The sequence below is a fragment of the Moorena sp. SIO3H5 genome, from assembly GCF_010692395.1.
Lineage (GTDB): Bacteria > Cyanobacteriota > Cyanobacteriia > Cyanobacteriales > Coleofasciculaceae > Moorena.
The window spans coordinates 1-16053 of sequence record NZ_JAAHHS010000013.1; the positions used below are offsets into that span (position 1 = coordinate 1).

Sequence of the window (16053 nt, forward strand, 5' to 3'; positions counted from 1 at the left end):
CTCACGAGGATATCCAACTTACCAAACTTTCCCAATTTACAGATACAAGAGTTATGCCACCCATCAGGATGAATAGGATTAAGGAAAAAGGCAAAAGGAATACTAGCTTCCTAACTTTGTCCTTTAACCTTTAATATCTATCCTGATTTAATATCTATCCTGATTGCCAGGGGATGAATGTGCCCAATAGATTTTAGGCACTAGTTGTTGCCAAATTCTCTGATTTGGCTTCCAGCAAGCTCTCATAGAGCTGACTCAGCTGATGGGCAACACCATTCCAGCTAAACATATTTTCTACCCTTGCTCTTGCCCCTAAGCCAAGTTGATTTTTCCAGTCGTGATCCGAGAGAATCCGATCGATAGCAGCTGCAAAAGCACCAGCATCTTTGGGTGGTGCCAGTAAGCCAGTTTCTTCAGATACAACGGTAAACTGAAGACCACCAACATCACTAGCTACTACAGGGGTGGCACTAGCCATGGCTTCGATGGCAACTAAACCAAAAGGCTCGTAGTGACTTGGTACTACGCAAACATCAGCTGCAGCGTAATAAGCTGGAAGTAGTTCATCAGCAATGCGTCCAGGAAATGTAGTGATAGTTTGCAGTTCCAATTCAGCTACAATCCCTTCAATGCGATCGCGTTCCATACCATCTTTCTCACCAGGACGAGAACCACCACCAATAATCAGCTTCAAGTTAGGATCACCCTGTAACTTGGAGGAACCCACAGCTCGAACTAGGGTTTCAATGCCCTTGCGTTGGTCAAACCGTCCCACGTAAAAGATGATTTTGTTTTCAGGGCTAAGGCCAAGTTTTTGCCGTGCTTCTAAGCGGTTAATCTTGCCAAATCGGTCAATGTCTGTACCACAGGGAATAATATCAATGTCGCCCTTACTTGAAACTAGCGTACGCATGTGTTCTTGTTCTTGGGGAGATGTAGCAACAATGCGTTCTGCTGTTTCTAGCACTGCTTTTTCTATGTCCAAGCGAGTCGCAGCAATCTTCGGAATTGTTTCTACTGACTCGTATTTAACTGCGCCTAGGGAGTGATAGGTGTGAAGTTGAATGAGCGATTGACGCTTCTTCCACTCCATACCTACCCAAGCCGAAAGCCAGTAGTTTGTATGTACTATTGAGTAGTGAATGCCTGATTGCTCCTGAAACTTAAGCAATTCGGTTAAAAACTCACCGCAGTATTCAAAAATCTCTTGCCGTGGCACAAATGCTTTTGGACCAGCAGTTAGGCGAATAGTGCGACAACCTGGAGTATGTTCAACAATTGTGGCTTGATTGGAACTGGAGAGGCGAGTAAACATATCCACCTGCCACCCCTGCTTAGCAAGAGCTTCACCCACTTGGCGCACATACACATTCTGTCCTCCAGCTTCTTCCTTACCGATTTCTATCGCTGGATCTCCGTGAACGGAGATCAGAGCAATGTGCTGTGTATTTTTCGTATTCATAGGCTTTTTTGATGTTGGAGCTTACAGAAGGTTTTCAGCTATGGGGAGTCTGACCTCTATCCGGCTAAACCCTCAGCGTCGAGCTTTTACACACTCACTTAACAAATTTTAACTTCTCAGGTGTGCTTAACACATCAGTGGATGGAAGTAAATAAATCTTAACAATTTATTTATATATAATGATAACTTAAGTCCGGCACTATATGGTATTGTGTTAGCTTCTTGAGATGCTTCTGGGATTTCACAGAGGTCTTTATAGCTGGCTGAATCTCCCTCACTTAAAAATAGTGCATCAAGACAGAGATTGGGACAGTCCTAGACTCATCATAAATTTTCGTATTGCATTTTCCTATTTCAGTGCTGTAAGCGATCGCATAAGCGCGGAAGCTTGGCCTTTGGCCTCAGCCGCGCCAAAGGCGATTAGCCCGAAGGGCGTTGGCTAGCGAACGCTCATAGTTTCTCATCATAAAATTTAGATTAGTAGCAGTTGACAACCTCAAAAATGTGCTATTATGGACAGACACCACCTTGGAGAGGTGGCTGAGTGGTCGAAAGCGGCAGATTGCTAATCTGTTGATAGGTTCAGGCCTATCCGAGGGTTCGAATCCCTCCCTCTCCGTTGAGTATCATCTAAGTATCATCAACTAACTCGCAAAATCTACTTTTGGCAAAAATCAAGCTTTCCTTGCTTGGAAAACCAGTGCTAGTTCGAGCTTTTTCAAAGCGGTGCTACCCCAAGCGTTGAAAAAGCTAAGCGTGAACGCGCACCAAGAGATGTGTAAAATTGGATTAAGTAACCCTTGCTCCTTGTAAAAAGGAGGGATGAGATGCACCATCACGGTATCTTATCCCTCATGAGCTTATATCTGTCCCTTGTCTACCTGTCAAAGTTAGAGAAGCTGTAACCAATGCCAAAAGAAATTCCGAGATCTGTGGCACCATCAATGAAAATTCCACCAGTTAAAGCAGCATTGGCAACAAAATTGGGTCCAAATGGCCAATCAACACCACCAGTAACGATTAAACCGACATTGTCCTCATCACCTGTAGAAAAAGCCAAACCAGCACCAGCGAAAGCTGAGTAAGTAGGCGGCTCAAACGGTTCATCCTGGAAAATAAAGTTGTAAGTGGCTGGGATCAAAAAGGTAGCATCATCATTGATTAGTATGCTAGGACGCACTGATAGGGTGGGAGATAAATCGTATTTGCCGTTAATCATAAAGGCACCTCGACCAATATTGGTGCCATCATCAGTAAAACCGATATTACCGCCAACTCCGATATAGTTTCCAACCCCGAGGCTCTTGCCAGTAGGGTCAATATTTCTCTGAGCTACAGGGGTGCCTCCTTCATAGGAGGTTGCCTCTGATGTGGGAGAGCTGGCTTGATCTAGTTGTATTTTTAGAGCTGCTACAGATGTCGCTAAAGTCCCTGGTCTCGGTGGAGCTACCACAGAATTATTAAACTCTTGAGAAGGTTTTTGGGATTGCTCAGTGATCGCTTCTAGCTCTTGTTTGGGGAGATTAGCAGGATACTGGATAGTTTCTAAATTGGCTAATGGTACCTGCTTCTGTCTGACTGTATAGTCAGCAATTGGTGCAACTGAGCCATTGAATTGGGAGCGGTTGACCAATTCACTAGGAGACCCTACCGACTTAGTAGCACGAACCGCTGCTCCTACCCTGTCCAATTGCCCTAAACGGGAATTAGCTTGATGGTCAGTGATAGTGTTGAGATTGCTTGATGGCAGACTAGTTGGTCTGAAGATATTTTCAGGAGTCTGTGTAGTTTCCGGATTAAATCGATTAGAGTCAACTGTGATCCTGGAAGCTGCTGCTAATTCCTCAGGTCTGACCGCTGCTCCTGTCTGGGTAAATTGCTTTACCGATGAATTATAGCTAGGTGTTTCAGCAGTAGCAGACAGCTGGTAACTGACCATCGTCAATACTGCCATACTCAGTTGCATCGAAAGGGTCTTAGGAAAATTACTCTTCACACTCACTCCTCAAAAACTAATTGGTCATTGGTTAGGGGTAACAAATATAGCAGTTAGCCAAAAGCTAAAAGCTATATTTTTTGGTCAGTAACTTGTAGCTGCTAGCCATTGAGATCACATAAGCTACTCAAGAACTTGAACCCAATCCTAGGATAGTCTACTCATCCGACCAACTTTACCAGATACAAAGAGCAGAATAACCTCATTTTGGCTTTTAGTTTTGCCCTGCGTAAACATCACGCTCCACAGGACTTAGCTATTCTTACCTGTAAAACCTCTGTAATTCTCTATTGTCGGTTACCCGATCGGAAATTACTGATTGGCGTTGGCCCCTGATTTTTCCTCTCTCTTGGTGCGGGTTCACCCTTGTCGGGAAACCCGACCGGGGTCGCACCGCTGAGTGGCGTAAGTCCACTTGCGAGATCCCGAGGCGCTCGATTAAAGTATTTTGATCATCAAGTAGTCACTCAAAGGTTGCTGTTGGGGCAACGGTTGATTTCACTGCTTCATCTTCCTAGTTGTTCATCGTTCTAGAAAAGGATCATAATCTGAGTGTAAGTTGCGCCTTCCTATACTATGGTTTTGCTTGAGCAATTACGAGCCAATGATTTGGAATACTACTGTCGTGCTAATCTCAACCTCTATGATTCGCCCAACTGTAAGCGTTTGACAACGCAAGCAGCTACAGGAAGGCACTTGCGGGTCAAGTCTGTCCTGCCTGTCGGTAATGCCTTAGAAGTACGTCTGTGCGAAGATAACTATTCTGGTTGGTTGCCTGTGTCGGATTTGGCTCTACTGGAGATAGCTAAGACTCCTTATCGCCCCATTTCTATATCTCCAGCTCAAATTCAAACACGAATAAAAGCGGTGATTGGGTTTACTAAAGCAGCAATGGATCAAAATCCCTACTACCTTTGGGGGGGTACAGTAGCTCCCAACTATGACTGTTCAGGGCTGATGCAAGCAGCGTTTGCGGCATCGGGGATTTGGTTACCCAGAGATTCCTATCAGCAAGCAGCTTTCACCCAAACCATTAGAATGGAGCAACTACAACCAGGGGATTTAGTCTTTTTCGCTACCGGTCAAAAAGTTAACCATGTAGGATTGTATCTAGGTGATGGTGATTACATTCATAGTTCGGGTATTGATCACGGTCGAAATGGGATTGCAATTGACCAACTTTCAGAACAAGGGGATGAGATAACAAAGTATTATTACCGACAGTGCTACGGAGCTGGGCGAGTTGTGACAAGTTATCAGCCCTAGTCACCTAGCACAATTATCTAGCACAATTATCTAGCACAGTTATCTAGCACAGTTATTTACCACCGTACTGCTCCAAGAGAACATGCTAATCAGGCTTACTATAAAGCTCTCACTATAAAGCTCTCAGCAGGGCTTCAGGGGAAATGACTAGCTAATATTACCACAAAATGTCCTCACAATTTCCTTGACTCAGAGAAATCTGCTGAGCTTTCTAAAATATTATTGCTGATGATCTTGTGATTATACTGATTATTGAGGGAAGACTGTGGGTAGATGTATCCCTAGCTTATCTGTAGAATTTCTGACGGATCGAGCCCAGCAATGAACACCACTCAGTCTCACATAAAAAGTACTGAAACAATGGCAGAGGCAGAGTCCGGCCTAAAGATCTTGTTTTCTTTATCACTTGATCTATTATGCACCTTTGGTCAAAACGGATATTTTAAACAAATTAATCCGGCTTGGGAAAAGGTTCTAGGTTGGACTTGCTCCGAATTGCGATCGCGACCTTGGATTGAGTGGATTTATCCAGAAGATCGGGAATTTACTCTCAATGCCCTTCGTGATTGTAGTCAAGGAAAACTAGTCGAATATCGGAATAGATTTTACCACAAAGATGGTAGCTTGCGTTGGCTCGCTTGGAGAATTTCACAGGATGAACAGGGTCTTCTCTATGCTGTTGGTAAAGATATCAGTAGTATTAAACAGCTAGAATCGGGATTGAACTATGGTAACTCTACTGGCTCCTATAAAGGCAGTAAGGGCTTTGAAAATCTAAATCTAGATCAGCAAAACTTCAAAAGTGACTTTGCTCTATTAAGGGAATGGGTTTATCGCTATAAAGCGGTTAGTCAAATCAGTGGTCAGCTGCTCTACGAATGGAATACCCAGACCAATGAATTGATTTGGGGTCACAATATTGAACAAGTATTAGGTTATTCTCCAGGAGAACTCACCAACACTGGGCAAGGGTGGGATCAATTAATTTATCCTCATGATTTAGAACGATACCGACACACCATTGAAAGGGTGATTGTCACTAAAGAGCCTTTTGATATTGAGTATCGGATCCGTAAGAAGGATGGCACATACATCACCGTTGAGAACAAAGGAAAGTTTTACCTAGATAGTTCAGGTAATCTCAATCGTCTGGTGGGCTTAATTGTTGACATCACGGAGCGTAAACAGGCAGAAGAGGCATTACGCCTGAGCGAAAAACGATTTCGCCTAGCAGTGGATAATTATCCCGGTACATTTATGATCTATGATGCCCAGCGGCGGCTCCAGTTTATCAATCAACAAGGGGTTAAGCTAACTGGAGTGGCTGATTCACCACTACTGGGGTACACTGACGAGGAAATCTATCCTCCTGTATTTCAGAATATCTATGTGAAACTGCTACAAAAGGCTGTGGAAACCCGGATGCCACAAGTGGAAGAACTGACTTTGACTTTGCAAGAGGTTGGTGAACTCACTGTCCTCGCTACCTATATTCCCCTGTTAGATGAGCAAGAAAATATTTATCAAGTTATCGGGATTATCCAAGATACTACCCAGCGCAAGCAGGCAGAGGTAGAATTACGGCAAGCTTATCAGCAATTGAGACTAAATACAGAAGCCGCGTTAGACCAGAAAGAAGCAAAATTTCGACGGGTGTTTGATGAAGCACCCATTGGAATGTCACTGTCAGATTTGGATTATCAGTTTATTCAGGTGAATCGGGCTTTTTATGAAATGCTGGGATACACCAAGTCTGAACTAATGACTCTCAATGGTTTGACCATTACTCATCCTGAAGACCTAGAAAAAGCCAAGCCTTATATTAGGCAGGTCATACAAGGAGAAATTGATAGTTTTAAGTTAGAAATACGTTACCTCAAAAAGAATCAACATACCCTCTGGGGTAATTTAACGATGATGGCTATGCGAGATCAAGCAGGAGAAATCCTGTGTATTTTGAGCATGGTTGAAGACATTACAGAACGCAAACAGGCAGAAGAGGCGGTGCGACACAGTGAAGAACGATTTCGTGCCATTATTGAAGATCAAACTGAACTGATCTGTCGCTTGAAGCTTGATGGCACTCTAACATTTGTCAATGATGCTTACTGCCGCTATTTTGACAAAGACCGCTCTGAATTAGTAGGTAAAGTATTTTTGCCAAAAATGCCTCCGGAAGACGAAGACATTGTTACCCGGAACTTCCGTTCTCTTTCTGTAGAAAATCCGATCAACACTTACGAACACCGAGTTCTTCTCGACTCTGGAGAAATTCGCTGGCAGCAGTGGAGTGATCGAGCTATGTTTGATGAACATGGCCAGTTTATCGAATGCCAGGCGGTGGGAAGGGATATCACTGAACTCAAGCAAGCAGAAGCAGATATTCTTAATGCATTGGCCAAGGAAAAAGAACTCGGTCAACTCCGCTCAGGTTTCGTTTCATTAGTTTCTCACGAGTTTCGCACACCACTGACTACTATTCAATCTTCTGCTCAAATGCTACAACGCTATGAGAAAAAATTGTCCCCTGAGAAAAAACTGAAGCACCATGACAAGATTCAGCATGCTGTGCTCCGGATGACTCAACTTTTGGATGATGTTCTAACGATTGGGAAAGCCGATGCCGGGAAACTCAAGTTTGAGCCAGAAGCCATAGATTTAGTTGCTTTGTGTCAGGACATACTCGAAAATATCAAAATTAACCTGGGTTCTAAGCATAACCTGATGTTCATTAGTCATGGTAGCTGTCAAGATGCCCTAATCGATGAAAGACTGTTGAGTCATATTGTTAACAATTTGCTCTTAAATGCGATTAAATATTCTCCAGAAGGAGGTACGGTCAAATTTCAACTCAATTGCAATTCTTCGACCGCAGTAATCCAGGTTCAAGATCAAGGGATCGGCATTCCTATAAAAGACCAAGAGAAACTATTTGAGTCCTTTGAAAGAGCAAGTAATGTTGGCAGTATCCCTGGGACTGGACTGGGTTTAGCAATTGTCAAAAAATGTTTAGACTTGCACGAGGCTAAAATTGCTGTAAACAGTGAAGTTGGGGTGGGAACGACATTTACGGTTACCCTACCGCTGCACTTTGCTACGAACCAAAATAATTAATAAGATCAAATTCGGTTAATCACTTCTAAAATGGTTGGTTGATCGCTTTTGGTTAATTATTAATTGTTAATTATGAATTATCAATAATAAATAATTCATAATTTATTAAAGTCTTCTTTATTCCTCATTCTCAGTGCGCTTGACCATCAACGATTAACAATGACCCCTCAGCTTTCTATCAAATTATTGCAAGTTCAGGAAAGTAGCAAGTCTACTGGTTCCACTCCCAGTTATCGCCTTGACAGCTATATTGCCCAACAAACACCTGACTTGTCTCGCTCTCGTATCCAGAAGCTGATTGAACAAGGCAACGTGCAAGTGAATGATCACGTGTGCATCTCAAAAAAAGCTAAAGTTCAGCTAGGCGATCGCATCTCCCTAACCATTCCTGACCCCAAACCTCTGGAATTACAACCGGAAGTCATCCCCTTAGACATTCTTTATGAAGATGACGTTCTGATTATTATCAATAAACCGGCTGGTTTGGTAGTTCATCCCGCACCTGGTCATGAAAGTGGTACTCTTGTCAATGCCCTTTTAGCCCACTGCCCTAAACTTACAGGTATTGGTGGTGTTCAGCGTCCAGGCATTGTCCACCGCTTGGATAAGGATACAACTGGTGCAATTGCGATCGCTAAAACTGACCAGGCTCATGGACATCTACAAGCCCAACTCCAAGCCAAAACTGCTCAAAGACAATATTTAGGTGTAGTTTATGGTGCTCCCTCTGCTGAGTCTGGCACCATTAACCAACCAATTGGACGGCATCCTGTAGACCGCAAGAAAATGGCTGTCGTGCCAGTAGAAAGAGGGGGACGCCCAGCTCTTACCCATTGGCAAGTCCGAGAACGACTGGGCAACTATACCCTGATCCATTTCCAATTAGAAACTGGTCGCACCCACCAAATTCGTGTCCACAGTAGCTATATTGGTCATCCCATTGTTGGAGACCCTGTTTATAGCAGTGGTCGTTCTGTCGGTGTTAATCTACCAGGTCAAGCACTTCACGCTTGGCGACTACAACTACAGCATCCGGTTTGTGGGGAGTGGATTGAGTTTGTTGCCCCTCCCCCCCTAGCTTTGATCAAACTCTTAAATTTGCTAAGACTTCGCTTCAGCTAGTTCCTCTTGCGGAGATTCCTGAGCCCGATATGGCACTAAGGATTCGTAGTCGATATTCAAAGCTGACACTCGTGGGATAGTGTTGCCTTGGGGAGACAGCTCCCGTGCCATGCCCATATACAGAGATGGATCCCCTGCCTTCGCCTTCTTGTCTTGTGGGATGTAACTGCGCACCTGGGTCTGCCAAATGATTTGTGGGAAGCCCAGTACTGCACGGTAGTATTCGTTGTAACGTGGAGATTTAATGTTGAATGGTGTTTCACCCTGAGGGCGACCAGGAAGCACTCGACGCCGTTGATAGGGGACGGTGTTGTACCCAAAATTCTCCATGTACTCTTCGCTGTCGAGCAGTTGATCGACGAAACCTTGGATACCCTTTGTTGCAATTATAACTGCCCAGGCTAATTTTTCTCTTTCGCCATAGATATCACGTCCAAGCACCCGCTGCACGCACTGCTCTACAACGCGATAGTTGCTGTTTTTGTCATAGAAGCTGGTTTTGAAAGTGTCAGAAAGCAACAACCCACGAATGAAGTCCCGCACTGTGATCTGACCGAACCGGAGTTGAGACTCCAGGAACGGTTCACGATCCGAAGCAAAGGCATGGAAGAAGATCTGACGGTATCCTGCCTCGATTAGGGCATCCATGTCTCCGGGGGAGAGCAAGTTTTCAGTGGAATAAATTCTGGGTTGCTCTTCTCCTGGTATCTCATACCCATCTATGCGCGCATTCTGCGTCACTGGGGCGTAGCCTAGTAAAGGAATAGCCACGTTTTTATCTCCGTATTCTTAGAAAATCTTACAAACCTTAATCAAATATATAATGAATCCCGTGTCAGTCTATAAAAAAATTATATTTTAATCGATATCTTAATCTTTCAATCTACCACTGATAGCCGAACAGTCAATCGTCAATCCCCAATAGTCACTGGTTAATCCACTAACCCTCTTCTTGCTTTTGTGATTAATCTGTGTGATTACTCTCAGTCTTCACCTTTAACTTGATCACCTTAATCACTAATAGATTATTAATTTTGATTAATTAAAACGTTACTCAAAGCAATATTTTTTAATATTTATTAAGATAGCCCGAAAGAATTAGACCAAAGAATTAGACCATCGCCTATCCCTCAAGTTGCGATCTAGCCCATCCAAAAAGACAATGAATTAGTCTGGGATGGACACTCAGGCCAATCCCGTAAGTAAGTTTCCAGATCTACATGCCAGCGTGGCGGTTTTAATCCCAGACCCAAACAGAGATGGGAAATGACGTCAAAAAAACGCTGATCGTGACCAGGGGCACCTAAATGAGCATGGGCATATTCATGGATGACAATACTCAACCAATCAGACCGTGCAATGCGTCCGACATCAATTAATATCACCGCCGGAGTGGCTAAGATGTTACAAAAGCCATCAATACCAAACTTTTCCCCTAAAGGGCTTGCCAAAATCCGCATTGGGCGGCATTGGGAATGATGATAGCAGCTATGACAGGCGTCTAGGCAAGTCTGGAGTTCACTATTAATGGCATCAATGTGATTGCCAATCCAGGTATAAATGCGATCGCGTTCTTTAACATTATCAGTTATCTCTACCATACTTGGGTCTAAAGCCAGCTGACCCACAGCATTCAGATACTGGTAGCCCCGAATTAACGGATCATCGCTGATGGTGGAATCACCAGCCCAAGATTGAATAATACTCTTCCGGTGCCAAGACATTTTGTTGTTGTTGAGATGTCACCCCAATACTAGTCTCAATATTAGCGCCAGTATTAGACCCATTCTCTAGATTAGAGTCAATGCGGGTTTCTATACAAAATGATGCGCTGCTAAATCCACCAAAACGTTTCACTATACTGGTACGCATCCGCCGAGATGGAGTGATAAACGAGAAACGCTCATGAGCACTCATGGTTTCATATTCAGTTATCAGCACTAGCCCATCTTGAGCATCCATCTGATAAAGACCAGCTACTGGCATGGTTTCAGCGTAACCTTTTTCCCGCAATAACTTTCCATGTCTAGGAGAGTCGGCATCTGGAACCACCACCATCACCGTCGAGTCTTTGTGACCGTCATCACTCTGATCCCAAGCCATTGTGCCCTGCCAACTGACCAACGCTCCACCTGCTGCCAAACTCGGGTTAATCTTATGAAGCTCACACAGCTCAATAACTTGGGGATGATCAGCCTCTAAGGTAGCTACCTTTATGTCCAACTCTCCTTTCTCTGCTTGTCGGAAGGCTAGGTGGTGGGTTGTGCGTTGCGATCGCCAGTTGCCAGCACTGAGCTGGAAAAATTCCATGGCATCAATAATTGGATCCATATTAGGGTATTTGATGATTTACCGAGTTTTTACTTAAATTTTACTTAAGCTTGAATTTTTGCATATTCCTGAGATTTTGCCAAACCAGCCATCCATGGCCAATCCATCAGAATTTCCGCTGCTACGCTACATATACTGATGCTAAACGGGATTTTACCACTATATAGGTGGGTTTATAGGTGGGTTTAGCCTCTGCTTTGGCGTAATATGATCTCCGAATAATTACTCTTAATCAAAATCTTCCCATATCCCCATCACTATTATTTAGTATCAGTATTTAATCGGACTTGATCTAAGTCCGTCAGACATGCAGGCACAAGGGCAAATCATAGCTTTACGCATTTTTGTTACAGATTGTATCTTTGATTACTTATTGCTTGACATAATCGACGTTATTCTATAGGTGTGCTAGATTGGTTAACAACGGCCAAAAAAAAAGAGCAGTCGGAACATTCGTCCGCCTGCCCTAATCAACCTATGTAAACTTAGGAGTAAACCTATGGAAACGCCTGGAAAGCTAAGTTTGGAGCAACAGTTCCAGATGAAAATCTACCAAGACCAAGTCAAGCTCTTGAGCCAGGAGGAGGCTCAGTCCTATCTCTTGGAAGTTTTGCGTCAAATGATGGTTAAGGAGAATCTATTCCGCCATCTACTCAAAAACGCTTAACTCTTAATTAGCTGCGAAGGTTTCACTTTGCTTGACTTGTTTTAAGGGGTGCCTCAGTCGTACCTAAAGTGGAATAATCTACACCAGCATGGGAACGCTTATAATCTAAAACCTTCGCTGCTGATCCCAAACTGCTAATAGCCATCGTAGTGATTCAGCCATTGCTGCGCTACTACCACTATGATAGTATACTTTATAAATTTCGACTTAAGTAGGAACACTGATATACTTAGGAAATTAGATAGTCAAGGAATGCTTACCAAGAACTCTTGGCTTTTAATGGCTTGAATTAACAGTCTTGAATTAACAATCTTGAATATAGACTAGGAACTAGCTCCCATAGTGCTCACCTTAAGCTTCATCCGAATTGTAGCACACATGATAGAATTAGGGCCGCTCGATTTTTCCCTCACTTGCTATTATCGTTCGTTTCAGGCCAATCAGCAGTTAGGCAAAATTGGGCAACCAACCCACTGAGCTAGTCGGGCTTATAGCCCACCAAAGATGTAGGGTGGGCAGTGGCTCCGACCCATTCATCAAGCTGGCCATGGGCTCGCTAAGCACTGCCCACCACAGGATTAATCTGGGCTTTGTGCTTTGCTATCCACTGCCCACCACAGGATTAAGCCCTAGGAAGCATTACGAATTCTCTTGATATCCTCGCAAGAGGGGGATTTAAGGGGAGAATTATCCCAGATCTCGGGGGTGGTAGGGAAAGCCGTGAGAATAACGGTACCATCAGGACCAATCAGCCAACCCTGAGCTTCCACAATCCGCCGCTTTGGACGCTTTCGAGCCGACTCTTCCCTAGCAGCGGGAGTTAGTTGACTCTGATAATTTGTTGTGGCCGAGTTATCTAAAGTTACCCAATCTGCTATTACGGTCTGGCGGATGATTGGGTCAAGGGGACTCGGAGGCAAGCCACCCCGTCCAGTAATAATGAATTCATCCCCTTTGGAATCATCCGATGCCACTTTGATATTGTCAGTGCAGCTAGCCGCAATCAGTGTAGAGGCGTCAACTACAGTAGCAGGGAGTTCTACTAAACCTTGAGATGGATTAACCCCAAGGATGTTGATTTGTATGTCACCATCTACACCACGTTCAGAACTGGCAGTGATATCACTCAACTTGGTTGGTTGATCGGGAAAGTTGAACCCAAAGATGCCTTGAGCGGTAAGTGTAATATTACCACCCATGCCATCAAAGGCATTAGCGGTGATGTCGCTATTTTCTTCGAGGAAGGCAACAATTAAATCAGCATTAATGGTGATATCGCCACCATTTCCCGGTTGGTCTTCGGTACCGGCGCTGGTACTGATTTGACTGCCGTTGCGCAATAGTAATAAATCCTGTAAGGTCAGAGTAATATTCCCACCGTCTCCGCTAACGGTTTCAGTAGAGATATTACTGTTTTCAAGGGAGATAGAGTCAGCCTCTACCAAGATGTCACTAGCATTTCCTTGGCCAGAACTACTAGCAGTCAATTGAGCGTTATTAGTTAAGGACAGCGAGCTTGCCCGAATGATGATGTTAGGGTCTTGGTCTTCTTGAGAGTTAACAACTGCTGTTTCCTCTAAAGCTGTAGTAATTCTGCTGTCTGAGAGGGAAATGGAGTTGGTATTGAGTGTGATTTTTCCTATTTCGCCAGTAGTAAAGGTAGTACTTAGAATAGCACTATTGTTTTCTAGGGAGATGGAGTCAACATTAATTATTATTATGCCAGCATCCCCAGTACTTTCATCAATCGTTCTGGTACCAATAGTACTGACGTCTCTGAGCACAAGTGAGTCAGCATTAATTGTTATTATTCCAGCATCCCCACTGCTATTGTTTTGAGTCTCGCTGCCAATACCATTGCCCTGACCTTCCAACAATAGAGAACCGGCGGTGATGGTGATCTCTCCAGCATTGCCAGTACTGTTATTTCTAGTGTTGGTACCAATACCACTTTTGTCTCTGAGCACAAGTGAGTCAGCAGTAATTGTTATTATTCCAGCATGCCCACTGCTATTGTCTTGAGTATCGCTGCCAATACCACTATCCTGGCCTTCAAACAATACAGAACCGGCAATGATCTTGATCTCTCCAGCATCGCCAGTACTGTTATCTCTAGTGTTAGTACCAATACCACTGCCTCCTCTTAACACAAGTGAGTCAGCAGTAATGCTTATTATTCCAGCATCCCCACTGCTATTGTCTTGAGTATCGCTGCCAAAACCATTTTCCTGGCCTTCCAACAATACAGAACCGGCGGTGATGGTGATCTCTCCAGCATTGCCAGTACTGTTATTTCTAGTGTTGGTACTAATACCACTGTTGTTTGTGACCACAACTGAGTCAGCAGCAGTAACAGTGATATTTCCAGCATCCCCCTTACCGAATGTCGTACTACCAATCCCCGCCTCTTCTATGGTAAGGGTACCTGTTTGAACGATAACGTTTCCAGCATTTCCATTATCCCCAGAGGTGAGGCTATTGATTCCAGCACTTTTGAGAGATATAGATTCACCACTGATCACGGTGATCGGTGGTGCCTGATCGCTACGGTTGTTAGTTCTATTGATTCCGATACTTTCCAATGCGATCGCACCAGCCGCAGTAATGGTGACTGCTCCTCCGCCAGTATCAATTCCCCCATTCATCAACTCCACATCACCACTACCGGAGTTGTCACTATCCGCTTCCAGCACTAGATTCAGATAACCACTGTTGGCATTGATCCCAAAGTTTTTGAGACTAATATCATTGGCCGCTTGTAAACTTAGAGTGACTTCCCCTGGTGTAGTTTTGGTAATTCCAAAGCCATCAGCAGTAATATTTCCTTCCTGAGTGCCTGTAGTTCCGGTAGTAATAGTGACATTGGTGCTACTATTGAGTTGATCTTCAATATCTGGAATATTCACCACTGCATCATCCCCAGTGGCAGTGAATATATTGCCATTACTATCAAAGCTGCCATTGGATGTATCTGCAAAGCCAAGGGTAACATTCCGAGGGTCAAGTAACCACGTTCCTGCTAAACCATTTGGAGCACTAGCATCGACTCTGACTCCAGCCACATCCAGAAAATTGGCACTGGATGTCTCGATTAAACCGCCATTGCCTGATTTTGCTCCCCCCCGTGCGGTTAAGGTGCCATAAGCGCGAGTAGATTTATTCGACCAAATCACAATCAGACCCCCATTACCAGTGCTAACCGCATCAGCCTTGATGGTGGTGTCAGGAGCGATATAGGTAGCTGTGGCCAATGGCAGCTGTCCTTGACCTTGGAAATCCCCACCAATTAGTGCATCTCCACCACTACTGTCTCCAGAAACATCAATTGATGCACTGTCAAACAACCCAACTTGATCGCCTAATACTGTTACTTTGCCGCCAGTTTGTCCTGGAGATAAATTGGCAGCGTTCAGGTCACCAGAGATAATCACGGTTCCTGGAGCAACTGGCACTTGGGTACCGGAATCGGTAAGTGTTACCTGACCGTCACTGGAAACTGTTACGCCAGTGTCATGGTTCAAACTACTCAAAAATTCTGTGACAGAGGCCGGATCGGATGGTGTTAATGGCACCGTTGGGGTGGATACTGTCAAAATCTCTCCAGCTTGCCCCAATTGGACTAAGGTTTCACGAGGAACCGCTACTAGATTAATCTCACCCAGATCGGGAGAGCACACGTCTGAAACCTAGTCACGAAGGAACCCGGGTCTTCCGCAGAGGATTTCGTTGCCATGGTTCTTATTTGACATTAAGAGGCTTACGGTCATCATTGTCAAAAGAATCTTCTGTGGATACTGTTAGACCTAATTGGGTTGGCCTACCCACACGCATTGGCATCTCCATCAGTACAAAAGTTAGTAAGCGGGCGGTAGTACGCAATAGAATTAAACGTCAAATTGCTTCTGCCTTATATAAATTATTGCCTAAAATATCACCAGGATGGCGGTTAGTGGTGATTGTAAAACCAACAACAGCACAATGGGAGTGCATAAGCCAACAATTTCTGCAAGAATTAGAGCAGTTGCTGGTAAAAGCTGAGGTGTTAAATGGGCATTCGTGAAGAAGTATATTATGAAGGTGGTCCTCATATTGGAA

Annotated in this window: 11 protein-coding genes and 1 tRNA gene; 6 read left to right on the top strand and 6 right to left on the bottom strand. The window is 44.1% G+C overall.

All coding sequences use genetic code 11. The features are described from left to right. Window positions 1–193: 193 nt before the first annotated feature. A complete protein-coding gene (locus F6K52_RS03265; RefSeq protein ID WP_293073979.1) occupies window positions 194–1462 on the bottom strand; it encodes a glycosyltransferase family 1 protein in 1269 nt (422 codons plus the stop codon). A 530-nt stretch (window positions 1463–1992) separates the two neighbouring features. Here F6K52_RS03265 and F6K52_RS03270 point away from each other — a divergent pair. After that, a tRNA-Ser gene (locus F6K52_RS03270) sits at window positions 1993–2081 on the top strand. 258 nt (window positions 2082–2339) lie between these two features. On the opposite strand, the gene F6K52_RS03275 is transcribed toward F6K52_RS03270, so the two are convergent. Further along, window positions 2340–3458: a hypothetical protein gene (locus F6K52_RS03275; RefSeq protein WP_293073982.1), complete on the bottom strand. Its 1119-nt coding sequence runs from the start codon at window positions 3456–3458 to the stop codon at window positions 2340–2342. 576 nt (window positions 3459–4034) lie between these two features. Between F6K52_RS03275 and F6K52_RS03280 the strand changes: the two genes are divergently transcribed. The 3 genes from F6K52_RS03280 (at window position 4035) to F6K52_RS03290 (ending at window position 8960) form a co-directional block, all read left to right on the top strand. Further along, window positions 4035–4724 carry a C40 family peptidase gene (locus F6K52_RS03280; RefSeq protein ID WP_293073985.1) on the top strand — a complete coding sequence of 230 codons (690 nt, stop codon included), beginning with the start codon at window positions 4035–4037 and terminating at the stop codon, window positions 4722–4724. A 360-nt stretch (window positions 4725–5084) separates the two neighbouring features. Next, a complete protein-coding gene (locus F6K52_RS03285) occupies window positions 5085–7838 on the top strand; it encodes a PAS domain S-box protein (RefSeq protein WP_293073989.1) in 2754 nt (917 codons plus the stop codon). 159 nt (window positions 7839–7997) lie between these two features. Next, window positions 7998–8960 carry an RluA family pseudouridine synthase gene (locus tag F6K52_RS03290; protein ID WP_293073993.1) on the top strand — a complete coding sequence of 321 codons (963 nt, stop codon included), beginning with the start codon at window positions 7998–8000 and terminating at the stop codon, window positions 8958–8960. On the opposite strand, the gene F6K52_RS03295 is transcribed toward F6K52_RS03290, so the two are convergent. The 3 genes from F6K52_RS03295 to F6K52_RS03305 all read right to left on the bottom strand — a co-directional run bounded on the left by F6K52_RS03295 (window position 8940) and on the right by F6K52_RS03305 (window position 11279). Further along, the gene (locus F6K52_RS03295; RefSeq protein WP_293073997.1) at window positions 8940–9731 is read right to left on the bottom strand and encodes a phycobilisome rod-core linker polypeptide; all 792 of its coding nucleotides are present in this window, start codon (window positions 9729–9731) and stop codon (window positions 8940–8942) included. The genes F6K52_RS03290 and F6K52_RS03295 overlap by 21 nt on opposite strands. Window positions 9732–10102: 371 nt before the next feature. Continuing rightward, complete coding sequence (locus F6K52_RS03300) at window positions 10103–10684, bottom strand: hypothetical protein (RefSeq protein WP_293074000.1); 582 nt, start codon at window positions 10682–10684, stop codon at window positions 10103–10105. Continuing rightward, window positions 10641–11279, bottom strand: coding sequence for a phycobiliprotein lyase (locus F6K52_RS03305; RefSeq protein WP_293074006.1), 639 nt, complete (start codon window positions 11277–11279; stop codon window positions 10641–10643). Before F6K52_RS03305 ends, F6K52_RS03300 begins: the two co-directional genes overlap by 44 nt. Before the next feature lie 511 nt (window positions 11280–11790). Between F6K52_RS03305 and F6K52_RS03310 the strand changes: the two genes are divergently transcribed. Continuing rightward, on the top strand, window positions 11791–11958 hold the full coding sequence (locus F6K52_RS03310; RefSeq protein ID WP_008183188.1) for an NblA/ycf18 family protein: 168 nt from the start codon (window positions 11791–11793) through the stop codon (window positions 11956–11958). Between the two features lie 629 nt (window positions 11959–12587). Here F6K52_RS03310 and F6K52_RS03315 read toward each other — a convergent pair. Continuing rightward, window positions 12588–15635: an S-layer family protein gene (locus tag F6K52_RS03315; protein ID WP_293074003.1), complete on the bottom strand. Its 3048-nt coding sequence runs from the start codon at window positions 15633–15635 to the stop codon at window positions 12588–12590. A 2-nt stretch (window positions 15636–15637) separates the two neighbouring features. Between F6K52_RS03315 and rnpA the strand changes: the two genes are divergently transcribed. Then, the gene (rnpA, locus tag F6K52_RS03320; RefSeq protein ID WP_293074008.1) at window positions 15638–16018 is read left to right on the top strand and encodes a ribonuclease P protein component; all 381 of its coding nucleotides are present in this window, start codon (window positions 15638–15640) and stop codon (window positions 16016–16018) included. The last annotated feature ends 35 nt before the right edge of the window (window positions 16019–16053 follow it).

Excerpts from the sequence above, each read along its gene's own strand:
- F6K52_RS03265 (WP_293073979.1), bottom strand. The coding sequence starts at position 1,462 with ATGAATACGAAAAATACACAGCACATTGCTCTGATCTCCGTTCACGGA.
- F6K52_RS03280 (WP_293073985.1), top strand. The coding sequence starts at position 4,035 with ATGGTTTTGCTTGAGCAATTACGAGCCAATGATTTGGAATACTACTGT.
- F6K52_RS03285 (WP_293073989.1), top strand. The coding sequence starts at position 5,085 with ATGGCAGAGGCAGAGTCCGGCCTAAAGATCTTGTTTTCTTTATCACTT.
- F6K52_RS03290 (WP_293073993.1), top strand. The coding sequence starts at position 7,998 with ATGACCCCTCAGCTTTCTATCAAATTATTGCAAGTTCAGGAAAGTAGC.
- F6K52_RS03300 (WP_293074000.1), bottom strand. The coding sequence starts at position 10,684 with ATGTCTTGGCACCGGAAGAGTATTATTCAATCTTGGGCTGGTGATTCC.
- F6K52_RS03310 (WP_008183188.1), top strand. The coding sequence starts at position 11,791 with ATGGAAACGCCTGGAAAGCTAAGTTTGGAGCAACAGTTCCAGATGAAA.